This window comes from Bradyrhizobium sp. dw_411 (genome assembly GCF_018449695.1).
Taxonomy (GTDB): domain Bacteria; phylum Pseudomonadota; class Alphaproteobacteria; order Rhizobiales; family Xanthobacteraceae; genus Bradyrhizobium.
Genome location: NZ_JAAVUY010000025.1, coordinates 1 through 19624, shown reverse-complemented (window position 1 = coordinate 19624; position 19624 = coordinate 1). Strand labels below are relative to the sequence as shown.

Annotated in this window: 15 protein-coding genes and 1 pseudogene; 14 read left to right on the top strand and 2 right to left on the bottom strand. The window is 62.9% G+C overall.

All coding sequences use genetic code 11. The annotated features are described in order from the left end of the window. Nucleotides 1–2: 2 nt before the first annotated feature. On the top strand, nt 3–2690 hold the full coding sequence (locus tag HB676_RS30630) for an AAA family ATPase (RefSeq protein ID WP_213742231.1): 2688 nt from the start codon (nt 3–5) through the stop codon (nt 2688–2690). A 73-nt stretch (nt 2691–2763) separates the two neighbouring features. Here the strand turns inward: HB676_RS30630 and HB676_RS30625 are convergent, their stop codons facing one another. Then, the gene (locus tag HB676_RS30625) at nt 2764–3063 is read right to left on the bottom strand and encodes an HU family DNA-binding protein (protein ID WP_213742230.1); all 300 of its coding nucleotides are present in this window, start codon (nt 3061–3063) and stop codon (nt 2764–2766) included. Between the two features lie 358 nt (nt 3064–3421). Between HB676_RS30625 and HB676_RS30620 the strand changes: the two genes are divergently transcribed. From HB676_RS30620 to HB676_RS30585, 8 genes are all read left to right on the top strand, one after another. Then, nucleotides 3422–4372, top strand: coding sequence for a zincin-like metallopeptidase domain-containing protein (locus tag HB676_RS30620; RefSeq protein ID WP_213742229.1), 951 nt, complete (start codon nt 3422–3424; stop codon nt 4370–4372). A 128-nt stretch (nt 4373–4500) separates the two neighbouring features. Continuing rightward, nucleotides 4501–6621, top strand: a complete 2121-nt coding sequence (locus HB676_RS30615) for a ParB/RepB/Spo0J family partition protein (protein WP_213742228.1) — start codon at nt 4501–4503, stop codon at nt 6619–6621. Nucleotides 6622–6740: 119 nt separating this feature from the next. Next, complete coding sequence (locus tag HB676_RS30610) at nt 6741–11036, top strand: strawberry notch-like NTP hydrolase domain-containing protein (RefSeq protein ID WP_213742227.1); 4296 nt, start codon at nt 6741–6743, stop codon at nt 11034–11036. 1 nt (nt 11037) lies between these two features. Beyond that, a complete protein-coding gene (locus HB676_RS30605) occupies nt 11038–12093 on the top strand; it encodes a toprim domain-containing protein (RefSeq protein ID WP_213742226.1) in 1056 nt (351 codons plus the stop codon). A 306-nt stretch (nt 12094–12399) separates the two neighbouring features. Continuing rightward, on the top strand, nt 12400–13338 hold the full coding sequence (locus HB676_RS30600; protein ID WP_213742225.1) for a DUF2493 domain-containing protein: 939 nt from the start codon (nt 12400–12402) through the stop codon (nt 13336–13338). Nucleotides 13339–13415: 77 nt separating this feature from the next. Then, the gene (locus HB676_RS30595; protein WP_213742224.1) at nt 13416–13649 is read left to right on the top strand and encodes a hypothetical protein; all 234 of its coding nucleotides are present in this window, start codon (nt 13416–13418) and stop codon (nt 13647–13649) included. A gap of 154 nt (nt 13650–13803) precedes the next feature. Next, nucleotides 13804–14256: a MarR family transcriptional regulator gene (locus HB676_RS30590; RefSeq protein ID WP_213742223.1), complete on the top strand. Its 453-nt coding sequence runs from the start codon at nt 13804–13806 to the stop codon at nt 14254–14256. 40 nt (nt 14257–14296) lie between these two features. Next, nucleotides 14297–14698 carry a DUF1398 family protein gene (locus HB676_RS30585; protein ID WP_213742222.1) on the top strand — a complete coding sequence of 134 codons (402 nt, stop codon included), beginning with the start codon at nt 14297–14299 and terminating at the stop codon, nt 14696–14698. A gap of 216 nt (nt 14699–14914) precedes the next feature. On the opposite strand, the gene HB676_RS30580 is transcribed toward HB676_RS30585, so the two are convergent. Next, nucleotides 14915–15538, bottom strand: coding sequence for a WHG domain-containing protein (locus HB676_RS30580; protein WP_213742221.1), 624 nt, complete (start codon nt 15536–15538; stop codon nt 14915–14917). 206 nt (nt 15539–15744) lie between these two features. Here HB676_RS30580 and HB676_RS30575 point away from each other — a divergent pair, with 206 nt between their 5' ends. The 5 genes and pseudogenes from HB676_RS30575 to HB676_RS30555 all read left to right on the top strand — a co-directional run. After that, a complete protein-coding gene (locus HB676_RS30575; protein ID WP_346347459.1) occupies nt 15745–16287 on the top strand; it encodes a DUF6790 family protein in 543 nt (180 codons plus the stop codon). Between the two features lie 36 nt (nt 16288–16323). After that, complete coding sequence (locus HB676_RS30570; RefSeq protein ID WP_213742267.1) at nt 16324–17826, top strand: carotenoid oxygenase family protein; 1503 nt, start codon at nt 16324–16326, stop codon at nt 17824–17826. A 153-nt stretch (nt 17827–17979) separates the two neighbouring features. After that, on the top strand, nt 17980–18531 hold the full coding sequence (locus HB676_RS30565) for a hypothetical protein (protein ID WP_213742220.1): 552 nt from the start codon (nt 17980–17982) through the stop codon (nt 18529–18531). A gap of 343 nt (nt 18532–18874) precedes the next feature. Further along, nucleotides 18875–19105 (top strand): hypothetical protein, encoded by a 231-nt coding sequence (locus HB676_RS30560; protein ID WP_213742219.1) that lies wholly within the window; start codon nt 18875–18877, stop codon nt 19103–19105. Nucleotides 19106–19303: 198 nt separating this feature from the next. Further along, nucleotides 19304–19462, top strand: a pseudogene (locus tag HB676_RS30555) (DUF736 family protein); the annotation flags it as partial. Nucleotides 19463–19624 lie beyond the last annotated feature (162 nt).

The following is a 19624-nucleotide window of genomic DNA, read 5'->3' as shown; positions in this document are numbered from 1 at the left end:
GAATGGCCGAAGTTGGACTTCTGGAATGGGCGGACAAGCAGCATGACTGGACCCGGGATGCTCTGAGAAGGCATGCTGCGCAGCCAGGCTTCATCCTTGATGAGGAAGACAAGAGCGCCATTGCCGCCCGGGTCCGCCATGTGGGCGGATTTGTATCGGATAAGCCGCCGACATGCTCGCCGCTCGCGACGGAGCATCTGAAGGCAAGCAGCTCGAATGAGCCGCGTGCGGTGCTTTGCTCGCTCGGCCCCGTCAAGCATCTGAACCGTTTGGCGGAAGAACAGCAATTGCGTTTCGCCACCGACGGCATCACCGTCATCTACGGCGATAACGGAAGCGGAAAGAGCGGCTATTGCCGGATAGCCAAGAAACTATGCCGTAGCCTGACGGCGGACGACCTTCTTGGCAACGTATTTGAGATCGGCGTCAAGCCACCGGCCGAGGTGCTTGTCCGGTTTCTCGAAGAAGGTGCCACGGAGCCCACTCCCATCACCTGGAAAGACGGAACACAACCGCCTGCGCCAATCGCGCGGATTTCCGTTTTCGATTCCGCAAACGCTCGCCTCTACGTCGACAAGCAAAATCGGATCGGATTTCTGCCTGCGGAGATTGCGCTTCTCGAGCGCCATGGCCTTCTTCGCGGTGAGTTGGAGGCTGGATTTCGGGACGAGATAAAAGCCATTGAGAAGAAATTGAAAACACCGCTGCCTGGCGGATACACGACCGCCGGCGCGGTCGCAAAGCTTTTCGCTCGTCTCGAAATTAAGTCCAAGGAAGCATTGCCTTCCGCCGATGAGATGAGGAAGCTGGCGGCAGTGTCAGAGCAGGAGATGGCAGAGCTCGCTGGTCTTGAGCAGGCCCTGGCAAGCGACCCCTCAACGATGGCCGCAAAGCGCCGACGTGCCAAGGCAGCTTTACAGAAGCTCCTGACAGCGTCGGAACAGATCGACGAGGCGCTCTCAGTGGCCGCCGTCGAGACCTATCGCAATCTATATGCGACTGCCGAGTCGACAGCCCAGGCCGCGAAGCTTGCCGCGTCAGGTGCCTTTGCGACGATGCCGTTGTCCGGCGTCGGACTTTCTCCCTGGCGGCTTATGTTCGACCATGCGCGCGCCTATGCCGCGAGCGTCACCGGTATTGATCATGAGCATTTGCCGGACCAAGAAGGCGATCGTTGTATGCTCTGCCAGGAGCCGATGACAGCGGACGCTGCGGCTCGCGTGCGGGCATTCAACGATTTCGTTACGGGCGCAGCTAATAAGGCGGCGCAAGGCGCGTCCGATGCCCATGCCGAAGCCCTGCGCCAGATCAAAGACCTTGCCATCGCGACCAGCGAGGCGGTCGAGGCCGCGCTCGGCGAATTCGGCGATCTAGCGGTCAACCGCAAGGAGATGGTGCCGCTAATAGCGGCTTATTGCACGGCCGCCGGCAAGAGGCGAGATGCAATTGTCGGCGTTGCCGCGCTGGCCGATTTCACTGCATTCCCTCTGCTTGCCGACCCCATCGCAACGAAACTTCGGACGGAGGTGGAAGCACTGGAGGCGGAGGCGCTGGCAGACGACAAGGCGGCTGCCAACGATGGCAATCGCGCCACCGATCGGGCGCGGCGTGACGCGCTCAAGGATAGAAAGAAGCTGTCTGACGATCTTGCCGTGGTTCTGGCGCGTCTGGCGGATTTGGACGAGCGCCGCAAGCTTCTCGCATGCTGCGACGTCGTCGAGACCGGTTCAGTGTCCCGGCAGATGACATCGCTGCGGCGTAGCCTCGTCATGGAGAATCTCGAAAAGCGCATCGTCGCCGAGATTGAGGCTCTGGCGCTGACGCACATTCCGTTCGCCGTCAATGATCGGAGCCAGGATGGGCAAAGCTACTTCGAGGTTGGGCTCAACGCGGCCAAAGCAACCCCGAACAGCAAGGTTCTAAGCGAAGGCGAGCAGCGCGCGCTTGCGCTGGCCTGTTTCCTCGCCGAAGTTGGCGGAGACACATCGCGCCAAGGCATGATCATTGACGACCCGGTATCGTCTCTCGATCATGTCCGGATCCGGCGGGTCGCCGCAAGGCTGGTGAAAGAAGCGGCTGCGGGACGGCAGGTTATCATCTTCACGCATAATCTTCTATTTTTCAACGAGGTGGTCGATGCGGCAGCTCAAGCCAGTCCGGCGATTCCTCTCGTCCGAAATTATATCAATAAGTCGGAAGCCGCCGGCTTTGGGTTGATCAGCGAGATCGATGAGCCGTGGATCGCACAGCCTGTCACGAAGCGCATTGACACTCTCAGAGTGCGGCTGAAGGGCTTTGACGGCGTCACGGATTTCACGACGGACGCATGGCGGCGGTCTGCGAAAGACTTCTACACCGATCTTAGAGAAACCTGGGAAAGACTCGTTGAGGAAGTCCTACTGGGCAAAGTCGTTGAACGATTTAACAGCGAGGTCAAAACACAGAGCCTGCGGATGGTCGTTGTCGAAGATGAAGATCACAAGCAGGTCTATTGGGCGATGAAACGGGTCTCGGAACGCTCGGGACATGACATGGCGGCCGGCAAGGCTATCCCGGTTCCGACGCCAGTCGAGATGAAGAGTGATCTCGATGCGATTGACCAATACCGGATCGCCGCCAACAAGCGAAAGAAAGATGCCGAAAAGCGGCGGATCGAATTGGAACATCCTCCCAAAGCGACTGTGTTGTAGCTCAAGCATAACTGGTGCTGAGCTGCAGGGAGCCACTCGCCAGAAGGCGAGAGGCTCTATCGCAGGATATCTTTTACACCGCGTCCTTCGCAGCCTTCACCGGACGTGCCCTGACGATCTTGCGCGCCGGCTTCGCCTTGAAGGTCATCGCCTCGCCCGTGAAGGGGTTGGTGCCTTGGCGGGCCTTGGTGGCTGGCTTCTTGATGACGACGAATTTGGCAAAGCCGGGGACGAGAAACACGCCGTTTTTCTTCAGCTCCTTGTAGCCGATCTCGGCCAGCGTCTCGATCACGCCCTTGACGTCCTTCTTGGCCAGTTCGCTCTTGGTCGCAATCTGTTCGATCAACTGCGATTTCGTCATCTGCGTTGCCATCGTGGCTCCTTTGATTCGTGAAACCGCGACAATAGACATCTGCCCCCTGAAAATCAGCGATTTCAGGTGTTACGGCTGGCGGCGCACAGATTTGCGTGTCCCGGATAGGGAGATTGGGGAGATTAACGTGGCGTCGCCCTGCGGGCCGGGCTGTCGGCTGCGCTGAAGCCCCGCAAGCTGCGGGTCTTCTCCCTGCGGGCGTCCATCCCTGACGCAAGGCATGTGGCGCACATCGCGGGCACGATCGCCTGCGTCGCATGCGGACCCACCGCGATTGAGAGTGAGAGTGCGGACTGGGTTGCCGCGACGGGTTGAGGGTTGGGAGAGAGGCTTCCGGCGCCCGTCGCGGAGAACCGCGATGTCCAAACATGATCGCAGCGTGCGCACCGGCCAGAACCGGGCGAGCCTTTATACTGAAATCACCGACAAGATCGTCGCCGAGCTGGAAGCCGGGCGGGTGCCCTGGGTCCAACCATGGGGCACCGCGGCGGCGAAGGCGCCGCTGGCGCTACCGCGCAACGCCACAACGCAGCGCCGCTATTCCGGGATCAATGTGCTGATCCTGTGGGGCGCCGTCATCGAACACGGGTTCTCCGGGCAGAGTTGGTTGACTTTCCGCCAGGCGCTCGGCCTCGGCGGTCATGTCCGGAAGGGCGAGCGCGGCACCACCGTGGTCTATGCCGATCGCTTCACGCCGGAAGACGAGCGCCGCCGTGCTGCAGAAACTGGAGAGGAGCCGGGCGCGATCCCGTTCCTCAAACGCTTCACCGTTTTCAACACCGACCAGTGCGACGGCTTGCCCGAAGAGATCGCCGCGTCGATCATCCCACCACCGCCGGGCCAGATCGAGCCGCAGGCCGAGGCCTTGATCGCCGCGACGGGTGCGGATTTCCGCATCGGCGGTGCGCGCGCTTATTATAATGTCGTGGGTGACTTTGTGCAGGTGCCGCCACCGGGCGCGTATTTCGAGCCGATCAACTGGCACCGCACCGCCTTCCATGAACTCGGCCATTGGACCGGCGCCCCGGGCCGGCTCAAGCGCGATCATTCCGGATCGTTTGGCTCGAAATCCTACGCGCGCGAAGAACTGGTCGCGGAAATGGCGGGCGCGTTCGTCTGCGCCTCGCTCGGCATCGTGCCGACGGTGCGCCACGCCGATTACATCGGCTCGTGGCTGGAGGTGCTGCGCGAGGATAACCGCGCCATCGTCCGCGCGGCGAGCGCGGCATCGAAGGCGTCCGATTTCCTGCTCGCGTTCCAGCCGCACGCCATCGACGTCGGCACCGAGGGCAACGAGGAGGCCGCGTGATGCGTTCGCCTTCTACCTCAGCCGTTCGTCGTTGCGGCGCGCTTGAGAGTGAGAGGAGGGCCGGGGTGTCCGCGACGGGTTGGAGGTCGAGAGAGAGTCTTTCGGCCGCCCGTCGTGGAGTGACCGACATGGCTACAGCCGTTCAGAAAATCAAACTCAGTCCCTCGCGTGACATTCCCTTCAACAAGCTGGTGTTGAGCCAGTCCAACGTCCGCCGCGTCAAGGCGGGCGTCTCGATCGAGCAATTGGCGGAGAGCATCGCGCTTCGCACGTTGTTGCAAAGCCTGAGCGTCCGGGCGGTCCTCGACGAAGACGGCAAGGAGACCGGCATGTTCGAGGTGCCGGCCGGCGGCCGTCGCTATCGCGCCCTCGAACTGCTGGTGAAGCAGAAGCGCATGGCGAAGACGCAGCTTGTGCCTTGCGTGATCCGCGACGAGGGTCTCGCCGAGGATGATTCCCTGGCCGAGAACGACGAGCGGGTCGGTCTGCATCCGCTCGACCAGTTCCGCACGTTCAAGCTGCTGCGTGATGGCGGCATGAGCGAGGACGACATCGCCGCCCGGCACTTCGTGTCGCCGGCGATCGTCAAGCAACGTCTGCGGCTGGCATCGGTATCCCCGAAGCTGCACGAGGTCTATGCCGAGGACGGCATGACGCTCGAACAGTTGATGGCGTTTTCGGTCACTGGGGATCACGCGCGACAGGAGCAGGTCTGGGACAATGCCAGCCGCTCCCAACTTGACGAGCCGTACCAGATCCGACGGATGTTGACGGAGAACACCGTCCGCGCCTCCGACCGTCGCGCCCAATTCATCGGGCTCGACGTCTATGAGCAGGCCGGCGGCGCCGTCATGCGCGACCTGTTCGAACACGATGACGGCGGGTGGCTGCAGGATGTGCCGTTGCTCGATCGCCTCGTCACCGAGAAGCTGACGGCGCAGGCAGAAATCATTGGGGCTGAAGGCTGGAAGTGGATCGCGGTGGCGGTCAATTTCCCCTATGACCACACCGACGGCCTGCGCGAACTGGAGGGTCTACCGGCAGATCTGACCGACGACGAACGTGCGTCGATCGAGGCGTTGAAGGCCGAATACGACAAGCTTGAGGCCGACTACGCCGAAGCCGACGAACTGCCGGACGAGATCGATCAACGGCTCGGCGAGATCGAGGCGGCGCTGTCCGCCTTCGACGCCCGGCCGGTGATCTACGATCCGGCCGATATCGCGCGCGCAGGCGTCTTCATCAGCGTCGATGACGAAGGCGCGCTGTCAGTCGACCGCGGCTATGTGCGGCGAGAGGACGAAGCGCCTCTCGGCGTTGACGTCGAAGCGGCACCCGAAGTTGGCGGTGAAAACGCTGACGGTGACGAGGCCGAGGTGGCGGTCCAACGCGCCATCATCACGGTCGGCGGCGCGCCGGCCGAACCGGAATATGACGAGGACGACGCGATCAAGCCGTTGCCGGACCGGCTCATGACCGACCTGACCGCGCATCGGACGTTGGCATTACGCGATGCCTTGGCCACCCACCCGTCGGTGGCATTCGTGGCGGTGTTGCATAGTTTCGTGCTGGCGACGTTCTATCGCTTCGCAACATCGAGCGGTTGTCTGGAAATCGCGGTGCGCTCCCCGACGCTTCCCGCCCAGGCGCCGGGACTGAACGACTGCGCCTCCACCAAGGCGATTGATGCGCGTCACGATGCGTGGAAGGCACGATTGCCGAAGGAGGACGGCGGGCTCTGGGACGCACTGATGGCGTTCGACGAGGCCGAACAGACCTCGTTGCTTGCCCATTGCGCCGCGCTCAGTGTCAACGCTCTCTACGAGCCGGCCAACCGATATAATGAGGGCCGCGTCTCCGCGCATGGCGTTCGCCGCAGACTCGATCAGGCGGATGTCCTGGCGCGCGCCGTCGGTCTCGACATGGCGGCGGCGGGCTGGAAGACCGGCGTCGACAACTATCTCGGCCGCGTCACCAAGCCCCGCATTCTCGAAGCGGTGCGCGAGGCCAAGGGCGAACCGTCCGTGCAGCTCATCGATCACCTCAAGAAGGGCGATATGGCGCGCGAGGCCGAGCGCCTGCTGGAGGGCACCGGCTGGCTGCCCGAGCCGCTGCGTTCCGCCGATGCCGAAGTTGTGGCCGATGCGGCGGCCGGTGAAGCGGAATCGTTGCCCGCGTATCTCACCGGTGACGACGAAGTCCTGGCCCACGCCGATGAAGATCAGCCGCACGTCGTCGCGGCTGAATAATTGACGCACGCGGGGCGGCGACAGCCGCTCCGCATCTCTCCATCTCACCGCATCCCATCACATGCCCGGCCCCTACAGCGACAGGGACACGCCGGGCTTTTCCATTTCAGGAGACCGATATGTTTGACAATGCCAATCCTGCCGCTCGTATCGTTGCGGCCGCGCGACTGATCCTGCCCCATCTCGAATTTGGCCGTCGTGTCGACGCCGCCAGCCTGCGCGCGGCGATGGAATCCGCCTTCGCCGGTTCCGATGCCGGTGGTGCTTGGGACTGGAAGACCGCCTACGACGCCTGCGAGGCGGCGACAATCTTGTTCATCGGCAAATTCGGTCCAGCGATGCGGGCGCATGCCGCATCGCCGCCCGCCATGCTGCCGATGCTGGCGAAGGTTGCGGGCCTTCTTCCCACCCATACGCGGCGATCGGAAGAGAGCGAGGCGTTTCAGCAGTTTTCGACTCCGATCCCGCTTGGTCTTGCAGCCTCAGTCGCGGCCGCGATCACGCCCTCCGACATCGTGCTCGAACCGTCGGCTGGTACAGGCTTGCTTGCCATTCTCGCGGAATTGTCAGGCGCGTCGTTCGTGCTCAACGAACTCGCCGATGCGCGCGTCTCGCTTCTCTCACTGCTCTTTCCTGCCGTTCCCGTCACCCGCTTCGATGCGGCGCATATCGACGATCATCTCGACGCCGGCATCACGCCGAGCGTCGTGCTGATGAACCCACCATTTTCGGCGGTCGCGCATGTCGATCGCCGTATGGCCGACGCGGCACTGCGTCATATCTGGTCGGCGCTGGCGCGGCTCGCCGATGGCGGTCGTCTGGTCACGATCACCGGAGCGAACTGCGCACCGGATAATCCGGTGTGGCGCGACGCGTTCGTCGGCTTGCAGGAGCGGGGGAGGATCGTGTTCTCGGCCGCGATCGACGGGGCGATCTATGCCAGGCACGGCACGACCATGGATACGCGCCTGACCGTGATCGACAAGCGCGCAGCCGACGATCCGACCGCGTTTCCAGATTCACCCGGTCTGGCGCCTGACGTTGCCACGCTGCTCGGCTGGATCGCCGATCGCGTGCCGCCGCGGCTGCCGATCACGGCCTCGCTGGCCAACCCGATCACTGTCCAATCGGCAGCTACCCGTACATCGCGACCCGTCGTCTCGCGCGCTTCCTCCATTCCGGCGACGGCTCCTGAACCCGAAGCAATCGAGCTTGCCTACGAGGTCATCGATTGGAAACCAGTCGAGGGCGGCAGCATCAGCGATGCACTGTATGAGGAATACGGTCTCCAATCGATCCGCATTCCCGGCGCGTGCGCGCATCCGACCAAACTCGTGCAATCGGCAGCGATGGCGTCGGTCGCGCCGCCGCAGCCGAGCTATCGGCCGCATGTTCTGCCGAACACCGTGTCGGACGGATTGCTGTCCGATGCCCAGCTTGAATCCGTGATTTATGCCGGCGAGGCGCATTTCCGTTTCCTCGCCGGGTCGTGGACGGTCGACGAAACCTTCGACGTCGTCTCGGCCGCGTCCGACGATGCCGAACATGCGGTGCGTTTTCGGTGCGGCTGGTTCCTGGGCGACGGCACCGGCGCCGGCAAGGGCCGGCAAGCCGCGGGCATCCTGCTCGACAACTGGCTGAAGGGCCGCCGCCGTGCGGTCTGGATCTCCAAATCCGACAAGCTGATCGAGGATGCCCAGCGGGACTGGTCGGCGCTTGGCATGGAGCGCTTGCTGATCACCCCGCTGTCGCGCTTTCGCCAGGGCACGCCGATCCGTCTGGAGCAGGGCGTCCTTTTTACCACCTATGCCACGCTACGCTCCGACGCGCGTGACGAGAAGGTATCGCGGGTCAAACAGATCGTGGAATGGTTGGGCGTCGACTTCGACGGCGTCATCATCTTCGACGAGTCTCACGCGATGCAAAATGCCGGAGGCGGGAAGGGTGAACGCGGCGATATCGCCGCCTCCCAGCAGGGCCGCGCCGGACTTCGCTTGCAACATGCGTTGCCGAACGCGCGCGTGGTCTATGTTTCGGCGACCGGCGCGACCACGGTGCACAATCTCGCCTATGCCCAGCGCCTCGGGCTCTGGGGCGGCGAGGACTTTCCGTTTGCGACGCGGGCCGAGTTCGTCGAGGCGATCGAGGCCGGCGGCGTCGCCGCGATGGAGGTGCTGGCGCGCGATCTCAAGGCGCTCGGTCTCTATGCGGCCCGCTCACTCTCCTATGACGGCGTCGAATACGAACTGGTCGAGCACAAACTCACCGACGAGCAGATCCGCATCTACGACGCCTATGCCGGCGCCTTCAGCGTCATCCATAACAACCTCGACGCCGCGATGAAGGCCGCCAACATCACCGGCGCCACGGGCACGCTGAACGCGCAGGCCAAGTCGGCCGCGCGGTCGGCGTTCGAGAGCGCGAAGCAGCGCTTCTTCAATCATCTCGTTACCGCGATGAAGACGCCGTCGCTGATTGCTTCCGTCGAGCGCGATCTCAAAGCCGGCCATGCCGCCGTGATCCAGATCGTCTCGACCGGCGAGGCGCTGATGGAGCGGCGCCTCGCCGAGATTCCGACCGAGGAGTGGGGCGACGTCCAGGTCGACATCACGCCGCGCGAATACGTGCTGGATTATCTCGCGCACTCCTTCCCGACACAGCTCTATGAGCCGTTCACGACCAGCGAGGGTGATCTGTCATCGCGGCCGGTGTTCCGCGACGGCCAGCCGGTGCAATGTCGGGACGCTGTCGCGCGTCGCGATCGGCTGATCGAGAAATTAGCATCGCTATCACCGGTCCACGGCGCGCTCGACCAGATCTTCCAGCGCTTCGGCACCAACATGGTGGCGGAGGTGACGGGCCGTTCGCGGCGCATCGTCCGCAAGACCGGGGCAGACTACGTCGATCGGCTCGTGGTCGAGAACCGTGCCGGGTCCGCCAATCTCGCCGAGACCCAGGCGTTCATGGATGACCTCAAGCGTATCCTGGTGTTTTCGGACGCCGGCGGCACCGGGCGCAGCTATCATGCCGAGCTTTCGGCCAGGAACCGCCGCCTCCGCATACATTATCTCCTGGAGGCCGGGTGGAAGGCCGACGCGGCCATTCAGGGACTGGGCCGGACCAACCGCACCAACCAGGCGCAGCCGCCGCTGTTCCGGCCGATTGCAACCAACGTGAAGGCCGAGAAGCGGTTCCTCTCGACCATCGCGCGGCGTCTCGACACGCTGGGCGCCATCACCAAAGGCCAGCGCCAGACCGGCGGGCAGGGCCTGTTCCGCGCCGAGGACAATCTGGAAAGTCATTACGCGCGCGAGGCCTTGCGCCAGCTCTATGTCCTGCTCGTCACCGGCAAGGTCGCTGGCTGTTCGCTTCAAGCATTCGAGGATGCGACCGGATTGAAGCTGACGGACTCGGGTGGCATCAAGGACGATCTCCCGCCAATCACCACGTTCCTCAATCGCCTCCTGGCGCTGACCATCGACTTGCAGAACATCCTGTTCACGGCGTTCGAGCAGTTGCTGACCGCGCGGATCGAAGGCGCGATCGCATCCGGCACCTACGATGTCGGGCTGGAGACGCTGCGGGCCGAGAGCTTTACCGTCTCCGCGCGCGAGACGATCTACACTCATCCGGGCACATCCGCCGAAACCCGTCTGCTGACCGTCACCCAGCGCGAGCGCAACCGTCCGGTGACACTCGACGAGGCGTTGGAACGGCTGTCCGACCCGCGCGCCTTGCTATTGGTCAACACCCAGTCGGGCCGCGCCGCCGTGCAGGTGCCGGCACGTAGCGTGATGTTGGACGACGGCGAGGTGGAACGCCGCGTGCGTCTGATCCGTCCGATGGAGCATACAGCGATGCCATTGGCGGCGATGCCGCAGACCCATTGGCAGGAAGCCGACCGCGAAGGTTTTGCCAGAGCCTGGCAGTCTGAGGTCGCGGAGGTCTCGCCGTTCACAGACAGCGAGATTCATATTGTCGCCGGTCTGTTGTTGCCGATCTGGAAGCGTCTCCCGAACGAGTCGACACGGGTCTATCGGCTCCAGACCGACAGCGGCGAGCGCATCATCGGCCGCAAGGTCTCGCCGGCCTGGGTCGCCAGTGCTTTGGCGTCGGGGACTTCGACGCTGTCTCCGGACACCGCATTCACCGCGCTGATGGATGGCAAGACCATTCTCGATCTCGCCGAGGGGCTCCAACTTCGTCGTGCCCGTGTGATGGGCGCCAACCGAATCGAACTGACCGGCTTCACCGACACCATGCGCGACCGGCTCCGCGCCTATGGTCTCTTCAGCGAGATCATCTCCTGGAAGCTGCGGTTCTTCGTTCCGGTCGATGCGACCGGGCCGGCGATCCTTGCCAAGATTGTGGAGCGCTACCCCATTGCCCGCATCGCCGACCGGGCGGCGGCGTGACATGGCGCATGATGCGGCAGAGCTGGCGCACCGGCTCGCGTGCGAGGCCGTGGCGGTGTGCCGACATTATCTCTCCCAAGGGTGCCGGGTCGGAAACTACTGGCAGGTCGGCGACGCCAAGAATACGAAGGGCCGCTCGATGTTCGTGCGGCTCTCCGGCGACCCGTCCGGCAAGCGCCGTCCCGGAAAATGGACCGACGCGGCGACCGGCCAGCACGGCGACCTGCTCGACGTCATCCGCGAAAGCTGCGGCTTGGTCGATTTCCATGACGTGGCCAAGGAAGCACGACGTTTCCTGAGTTTACCACGGCCCGAGCCGAGGCCCGGAATTCCTGGGCGCTTATCGCCAGCGCCGGTGGGCTCGCCGGAATCAGCCCGCCGGCTGATTGCGATATCGAGGCCGATCGCTGGCACTCTCGTCGATTTCTATTTGCGCCACCGTGGTATCACCCATCTGGACGACGTCAGCGCATTGCGATTCCACCCACGCTGCTACTATCGCCCCGATGCCGACGCGCCGACTCAGACTTGGCCCGCGATGATCGCTGCTGTCACCGATCTCAAAGGCCACATCACCGGCGCGCATCGCACCTGGCTCGATCCATCCGGTTGCGACAAGGCGCCAGTCGACACGCCGCGGCGCGCGATGGGCCATCTCTTGGGCAATGCCGTTCGCTTCGGCGTCGCCGATGACGTGATGGCGGCGGGCGAGGGGATCGAGACCATGTTGTCGCTCCGCTGCGTCATGACGACCCTGCCGATGAATGCCGCGCTCTCGGCCGCGCATCTCGCCGCCATCCTGTTTCCGGCAACGCTGCGCCGGCTTTATATCGTCCGTGATGACGATCCGGCGGGCGATAGTGCGATGGAGAGCTTAAGTGCGCGAGCACAGGCGGCCGGGATCGAGGCGATCACGCTGTCGCCACGTTGCGACGACTTCAACGAGGATCTGCGGCGTCTCGGCATCGATGCGCTGAGGGCGGCGGTGCGTGTGCAGATCGTCCCGGAAGACGTTGGCCGATTCTTGCATCCGGACGTCAGGGCTAGGACGGGATGAGGCAAGCGGCGTTCCGATCATGAGCTGCCTTCGGTCTTGGCTTCTCATCGTGTCGGAGAGGTCCGCGTCCCCGGCCTTCTGAGAGGGCGATCGAGCCGTCAAACGGTCCGGCTCCGCAATGGCGGATGGCCGACTATTTTCCGTCGGCGGGCAAGCCCGCCTTTACATCGCGAAACAAAATAGTCGGCCCCCACCATCCTCCGCTGTGCTCCGGCCGCTTCGCGGTGCAGGTCCGGCCCGTTTGACGGCTTTCGTCGCCACGAAGGCCGCGATGGGCGCGGCCGATCCGAGCACAAGGAAGCCGCCATGACGACCGACGACGATATCACCGGCTACGAGCCGCCACAGGCATCATCCCCGACCGATCACCTGCTGACCGAACTCCAGCTCTACGGTCACCGCCCGTTCCAAGACGAACCCGATCCGCGTCCGTTGCCAGACCCGCGCATCGCCGCCGGCGCCGTCGCCGACATCTTCGACGCCCTCATCGTCAGCCTCGATGACACCCGGCTCGAACCCGACCTCGACGACCTCTTGTGGTCGACCGTCAATCTCTTCCATCGCGCAACCGAGCGGATCGGACGTCACCTCGACGACAACGAGCAGGCGCAAAGGCGTGGCCAGCGCGAACAGGATGGCTCCGAGGTGCGCTCGGTCGAACTGGAGCGGCTCATCGCCGAGGGCATGACACTCAGTGAGCGTCGCAACGCAATGGAATTCTTTCGCGACCATGCAGCCGATCACTACGAACGGCGAACCCACACGGCGTGGCGCCCGCGGTCCGGGTCGATGGTCAACCACCGCGCGCTCACCGCGACCATGATCGACAGCCGCGACTATCTCGCCGCCAAGCGCCGGGCCGAGACCGAAGTGATGCTGCCGCCCGGACCGAAGGTTGCCTTCAGCGGCGGACTCGATTTCAACGATTACCGCCTGATCTGGGACGTGCTCGACAAGACCCGCATCAAACACGCCGACATGGTGCTGCTGCACGGCGGATCGCCGAAAGGCGCCGAGCTGATCGCGTCCAAATGGGCCGACAACCGCAAGGTGCCACAGATCGCCTTCAAGCCTGACTGGACGCGGCACGCCAAGGCCGCTCCGTTCAAGCGCAACGACGCGATGCTCGACGTGCTGCCGATCGGTGTCCTGGTGTTTCCCGGCACCGGCATTCAAGAGAATCTCGCCGACAAGGCGAAGAAGCTCGGCATCCCGGTCTGGAAATTCGGCAACGGTGGCGCGTGACAGGCTGTGTGAAAACGTCGGCGCCATAGGCGCCGTTCTTCTTTGAGAATCGCTGTCGTCTCAGCGCAGATGGTGTCGTGAGAAATCTCCTTGCCGAAGAACTGGCCGAACTCGCCGCCGGTGATCGGCCGGAAGTAGGCAATCGCCCGCAGCACCAACCTTTCGCAGTTAGACAGCGGCTTCGGATCCTCGGCGCCGAGGCTGGTGGCGACCTGGATCGCCTCCCAAAAAGCTTCTTGGTGCGGCGCTTCCAGTCGCCGGCGACCGCCACCCGCTCGCAGGCCGGCCGCTTCCCTGTCGCTTCGCGCTAAGCAGGAAAATGAGGGGCGGGCCGCTCACACTTGCACACATCCCAGGCTGATGGTTGTGAGAGAGGGTTGGCATTCAACGAATGTCGACTCTGCAAAATTGTCGTTGACTAGGAAATCACTTTGAGTTAGTTTCCTAGTCAACAAGCGGTGTCTCATGACCTCAGCCTCGCAACTGACCGATCATACGGGGTACTGGATGCGAATGGTGTCAAACGCCGTGTCGCAGGAGTTCGCGCGCAAGGTATCGGGCGAAGATGTCACCGTCGCGGAGTGGGCGTTCATGCGGGCGCTCTACGATTTGGAGCCCACACCTCCGTCAGTTCTGGCCGAGAGAATGGGTATGACGAAGGGGGCTATCAGCAAACTTGCGGAAAGGTTGGTAGCCAAAGGATTGGTGAAGCGAGCGGAAAGCCAGCAGGACAAGCGCGCTCACAGCCTGTCCCTGACGACAGAGGGGCGGGCCAAGATCCCGGTACTGGCATCGCTTGCCGACGAGAATGATGCTGAATTCTTCGGCGTGTTGACGAAGGAAGAGCACGAAACGCTCGACCGTATCCTGAGGGTTCTCGTCGAGCGGCGCGGGCTAAAAGCAACCCCGGTGGACTGAACCCGCCGGCCACGCAATTTTGAAATGAAAGGAAGCCGCCATGGACGCGGAACGGATTTCTATTGCCGAAACCTGCCTGCGTGCTGCTCACGATGGAAGCCTGAGCTTTCCGGAGATTGTCGGCAAGCTGATTGCCGCCGGCTTCGAGGGCTACACGGTCGACTATCGCCGCAACAGCCAGACCTATTATCTGGCGGACGGCGACAGCGTAACGATGGATATGCAGCCCCCCGCCGGCAGCGTCGCCGCTGCCTTCGATGCCACCGAAGTCGAGCGCCTGGTGCGATGGGCGCAGACGAACACCGCCGACTACAGCTACGTCGCTTTTTGTGAGAAGGCGAAAGCCGCCGGTTGCGCGGGATATCTCGTCTCGTTCCTGGGCCGCCGCGTCGTCTATTTCGGCCGAACCGCCGAGACCCATGTCGAGCACTTTCCAAAGTGACGGGGTACCGGTCATGACGCTTTCCGGATTCTTGATTGGCGGGGCGATCCCCGCCATCTGCCTCGGGCTTTGCACGTGTTGATGCGGGCGAGCCTCGGCGCCGGCACGTCCATTCGGAGCCGAGACGGAGTGAACGCCATGATGGGTATCGACGTTGAATTCGCATCGACGTTCGGCGCGAGTTCGCCGTTTGCGATGGCTGAAGTCGAATAAGTCTCAGTCGCCCACACGCGCAACGTCGAGGACAGTTTCAAGAAAGGTTTCAACGTCAACACCTGGCAGGGAGGCCATCGTGTTCTTCAGACGGCCGTCGAGCAACAGCATGGCTAGACCATGCACGAGGGACCAGGACGCTGTTGCTCTCGCCGCCACTTCAACAGGGTTCATCGGCCTGGCGTCGGCTGAAGAAATGACTGCCGTTCGTAAAGACTGGCGCGACTCGTCAATCGCCGCCAACAGCGAGGGCCTTTTCATGTCCAGCCGTTCGCTGTGGAACATCAGGAGAAACAGATTCGGGTGAGCTCTCGCGAATGTGACATACGCCGATCCCATTGCTCTCAACCGGTCGCGAGCGTGACCCGAAGTCGGGTTGACCGCTTCGGCAAGCGCTGCGGCAAACCTCAGATAGCCGACGGCGGCGATCTCACTTAACAGTCCCATGAGATCGCCGAAATGATTCTTCGGCGCAGTGTGGGAAACGCCGACTGCCCGTGCCACCGCGCGCAGTGTCACGGCCTGCAGCCCATCACGCTCCAGAATCTTCTCCGCAGCTGAAAGTGCGGCCGATTTGAGATCGCCGTGATGATATCGCGAAACGGCGCGCGCAGTACGTTTGACCATGTACAATATTTACACTGGAAATATTGTGGTTGACAACCGCCGTCTTCGCCCCTACGGATGTTTCCACCGTAAATATTTGGCTTCGGTGAAGTGAATGACGCGCCGCATCGATTACGCTTCGGCTTGCCCCAAGACGACGTTCATTGCTGTCCCGAGACCACCCTTCCGGTGCCCTGCGCCCCGCGGCTTGATGAAGGTAAAGTGTGATGCTGGCTGATCTGATCAAAGCGACCATCACATTCGTGATGTCGAACTATTCGCTGAGCTTCTTCGTCCTCGGGCTGATCGTCTCTCTTGTTGCGATCGCACGATCGGGATCTTCCGTCGACCGGCCATTTGTCGTCGAAAAGCTCCTTTCCTGGTACGTGTTCTTCAGCATCGGCATCGACAACTTCTATAACTTTGTCATGCACGTCTTCTTCGGAAAGCTCTCCGCCAGCTTCATCGGCTGGGCCGACAGTCCATTCCAGTTCGAGGTCGGAACCGCGAGCCTGGGCTTCGCCGCCGTCGGGCTGCTCGCGGCTTTCCGGAATTATGATCTGCGCCTCGCAGCCGTGCTCGGTCCTAGCATCTTCACGCTCGGGGCGGCAGTTGGTCACATCAATCAGATGGTCACCGCGCACAATTTCGCACCGGGCAATGCCGGCATCATCTTCTGGACCGACATTTTCATCCCACTCATCGGATTTGTGCTGCTGTGGCTGAGCCATCGTAGTGCGAGCCCGGGAGCAGCGCTGACCGCGGCCTGATCGAACCAGGAAAACCGTGAAGAGTGGAGAACGACGATGATTGATGGCATCACACGGCGACACTTCCACCATTTTCTGGCTGCCGGCGCGGCGGCGGCGGTTCTGGGGCCGGACATTGAGCCGGCGATGGCGCTGGAAACGGCGGCCATCACCTGGACCTCCGACGATCCGCATCTCAGCGGCAACTATGCTCCGATCGGTCCCGAGATCGACGCCGCCGATCTGCCCGTGATCGCAGGACGCATCCCGCCGGACCTGAGCGGCGCGTACATGCGCAACGGTCCCAATCCGCTCTACAAACCCATTGCCTTCACCTATCCCATGGATGGCGACGGCATGATTCACGCGGTCTATTTCGACAATGGCCGCGCCCGCTATCGCAACCGCTTTGTGCAGACGCCCGGCCTTGCGGCCGAGCGGCGCGCCGGGCGCGCGATCTACGGCAGCTTCGCGCAGCCGGTGCCGATCGATTCGAAGCTGCTGCACCCCGGCGATCCGCCGGGCCCGTTCAAGAACGGCGCCTTCATCAATGTGATTCAACATGGCGGTCATCTGGTCGCGCTCAACGAGTCGACGACAAGCTTCGAAATCACCAGGGACCTCGACACCATCGGTGAATGGAAAGCGGGGACCGACAAACCGCTCAAGCTCGGCGCGCATAATCGCCGCCACCCGACAACCGGCGCGCTGTTCGCGATCGACTATTCGCATGCAGAGCCGACCGTCCAGATCCACCAGATCGGCGCGTCGGGCACTCTGGTGAACAGTTTTCCGGTCGCGCTCGCCGCGCCGACCATGATCCACGATTTCGTGCTGACGGAACGCTATATCGTGCTGCTCGTCTGTCCGGCCGTGTTCGACAGCGCGGCCGCCCAGCAGGGACAATCGTTCCTGCAATGGCGGCCGAGCATGGGCACGCGCATCGGTCTGATCGCGCTCGACGGTAGCACCACCCAATGGCTCGACGCCGATCCTTTTTTTGTCTTTCATTTCGCCAATGCTTTCGAGCGCGGCGGTAACATCTTCATCGACTACGTTCAGCACGAAAGCCTCGCGCTCGGCTACGCCCAACAGACGCAGAAATCGCCGACGCTGCACCGGATGACGATCGACCTGGCGGCGCGCAAGGTCAGCGACGCGCAGGTGGCAGGAATGGTCACCGAATTCCCGCGTGTCAACGATGCGCTCGACGCGCTGCCGACACGGTTCGTCTACCTGCCGACGCTGACGGACACGTTGCGGCTGGCCAAGCCGCCCTCAGCCACCTTCAACACCATGATGAAGGTGAACACCGAGACCGGCGATGTCGTCCGCCATGATTTCGGCAACAAGATCGCCGGCGAGGCCGTCTTCATCCCGCGCGGCGGGAACGGCGAGGATAACGGCTATCTCGCAATCTATGCCTTCGATCAGGAGAAGCGGACCAGCGACCTGGTGCTGCTCGACGCGGCGCACATTGATGCCGACCCGGTCGCCGTGATCCGCTTGCCGCAACGCGTGCCGCAGGGGCTGCACGGCAACTGGATTCCGAAGGCCTGATTTCATCGGAGGCGCAACCGATAGGATCGCCAATGAGCCGCGGTGCGTCTGACCACATCTGTTTCGCTGACGGAAGTCGACGGAAAGCGGTAAGGTTCTCGCGGTTATCCAATCGCGGGTTTAACTCCCTCCAGAATATCGAGGTGCCGTGACATGGGCATTTTGCTAGCCTTCGCGCCATTCATTGCTTTCGCCGTCATTGATAGATTTGCTGGATCGAACGAGGGCCTCGTCGTTGGCGCGCTCGTTTCAATCGCGCTGATCGCTCGCGATGTGATGACAGCGGGCCGCTCTCCTAAGATTCTGGAGATTGGTACGGCAACCCTATTCTGTGCTCTCGCCCTCTACGCTGTATTCGGTACGCCGACTTGGTCCGTCATCGGCGTGCGGTTGTGCGTCGACACGGGCCTCTTGGCGATCGTGCTCGGCTCGATGGCGATCGGCCGACCTTTTACTCTGCAATATGCACGAGAACAGGTCACGGCCGAAGACCAGGCTCGTCCTGAGTTTGCGCGGACAAACTACGTGATCACCGGTGCGTGGGCCATCGCCTTCGCCGTCATGGTCGCGGCAGAGCTGGCCCTGCTATACATGGCGAACGTTCCTCATCGCCTCGCCATTTTGGCGATCGTGGCCGCGCTCGTCGGCGCCGTGAAATTCACGGGCTGGTATCCGGATCATGTCAGCCAGAAAGCGAGCAATTAGACGTCTCGATTCGGTTGTACCGTTTTTGGCCACGTTCGCGGGATTCTCTGCGACACACGGCCTTGCCGCACTCACAATGCCGTCGGCGGCGTGGACGCACGTCTTCGCTGTCGTCGACGCCATCGTGTTCGGCGCAACCGCCTGGCTGCGGCTGGCCGACGTCCCGCTCGACGGCTGAGCATCGCGGTCAACTTGAGGCGTTGGCCGGCGAGGCGGCCTGACCTCGACCTGTTGCAGTTCGCCGCCCGTCGCGAGAGTTGTGTCCAATGGAGCGTCGCTGGATGTTCGTGCATTGACCGTCGAACGGGCCGCGCATCGCGGACGAATGGATGCCAGCGCGCCGATGGCTGGCCGACGTCGTGACGGCACGGCGCACTCGGTCGGTTATGTTCGGATGATAGGCGAGCAACGGCCGGACGTCGACGACGTTATCCGTGACCGCCAGATGTTACGTGGTGAGGCGCACGCTCGCTGGTTCAATCTCCTTGCAAGGCTCTGTCACGCCGAGCGCGGGTCATCGGGTCTCTACGATGGCCTGATCTGGCCGAACGACGGCTGCGCCTCGATCGGCTAGCTGCAATGCCGTCGTTCAACTTTCTTCCCCTGGCGGCTACGCCGCCATTCCTCGCGCAAGACAAGAAAGTTGCCCGCCTGGCGTCCTCCGCTACGCTTCGGTCCGAAGACGGATGCAGCGCCGATCGCCTCCGGCCTGTCGATCGCCATCGAGACCGCGATGGTCGCGGCTCGGAAACAGAGAGCAAGGAGAACTACCATGGCGAACATCGGCACCTTCACCAAGAACGAAGCTGGCGCATTCATCGGCGAAATCGTCACGCTCAGCTTCCAGGCCAAGAACGTCCGCCTCGTCCCCGAGACCAACCGGGCCAACGAGAACGCCCCGAGCCACCGCGCCTATGTCGGCCGGGCCGATTATGCATAGCGCGAGATTATGCGGAGTGGTGTCGTCTGAGTGCAGGTTTTCCGCGGTTTCGGGATCGCCGCGCTCCACATAATCCCGAGGGAGGAGCCGCGACGGCTCGGCGGGCGAGCCGTCGCGGCAGCGGCCGGTCAGCGTGACCAGACGAGGGTGTAA

Coding starts and splice junctions, on each gene's coding strand:
- HB676_RS30600 (WP_213742225.1), top strand. CDS start 12,400: ATGACGACCGACGACGATATCACCGGCTACGAGCCGCCACAGGCATCA.
- HB676_RS30620 (WP_213742229.1), top strand. CDS start 3,422: ATGTCCAAACATGATCGCAGCGTGCGCACCGGCCAGAACCGGGCGAGC.
- HB676_RS30610 (WP_213742227.1), top strand. CDS start 6,741: ATGTTTGACAATGCCAATCCTGCCGCTCGTATCGTTGCGGCCGCGCGA.
- HB676_RS30560 (WP_213742219.1), top strand. CDS start 18,875: ATGGCTGGCCGACGTCGTGACGGCACGGCGCACTCGGTCGGTTATGTT.
- HB676_RS30630 (WP_213742231.1), top strand. CDS start 3: ATGGCCGAAGTTGGACTTCTGGAATGGGCGGACAAGCAGCATGACTGG.
- HB676_RS30565 (WP_213742220.1), top strand. CDS start 17,980: ATGGGCATTTTGCTAGCCTTCGCGCCATTCATTGCTTTCGCCGTCATT.
- HB676_RS30615 (WP_213742228.1), top strand. CDS start 4,501: ATGGCTACAGCCGTTCAGAAAATCAAACTCAGTCCCTCGCGTGACATT.
- HB676_RS30585 (WP_213742222.1), top strand. CDS start 14,297: ATGGACGCGGAACGGATTTCTATTGCCGAAACCTGCCTGCGTGCTGCT.
- HB676_RS30580 (WP_213742221.1), bottom strand. CDS start 15,538: ATGGTCAAACGTACTGCGCGCGCCGTTTCGCGATATCATCACGGCGAT.
- HB676_RS30625 (WP_213742230.1), bottom strand. CDS start 3,063: ATGGCAACGCAGATGACGAAATCGCAGTTGATCGAACAGATTGCGACC.
- HB676_RS30605 (WP_213742226.1), top strand. CDS start 11,038: ATGGCGCATGATGCGGCAGAGCTGGCGCACCGGCTCGCGTGCGAGGCC.
- HB676_RS30570 (WP_213742267.1), top strand. CDS start 16,324: ATGATTGATGGCATCACACGGCGACACTTCCACCATTTTCTGGCTGCC.
- HB676_RS30590 (WP_213742223.1), top strand. CDS start 13,804: ATGACCTCAGCCTCGCAACTGACCGATCATACGGGGTACTGGATGCGA.
- HB676_RS30575 (WP_346347459.1), top strand. CDS start 15,745: ATGCTGGCTGATCTGATCAAAGCGACCATCACATTCGTGATGTCGAAC.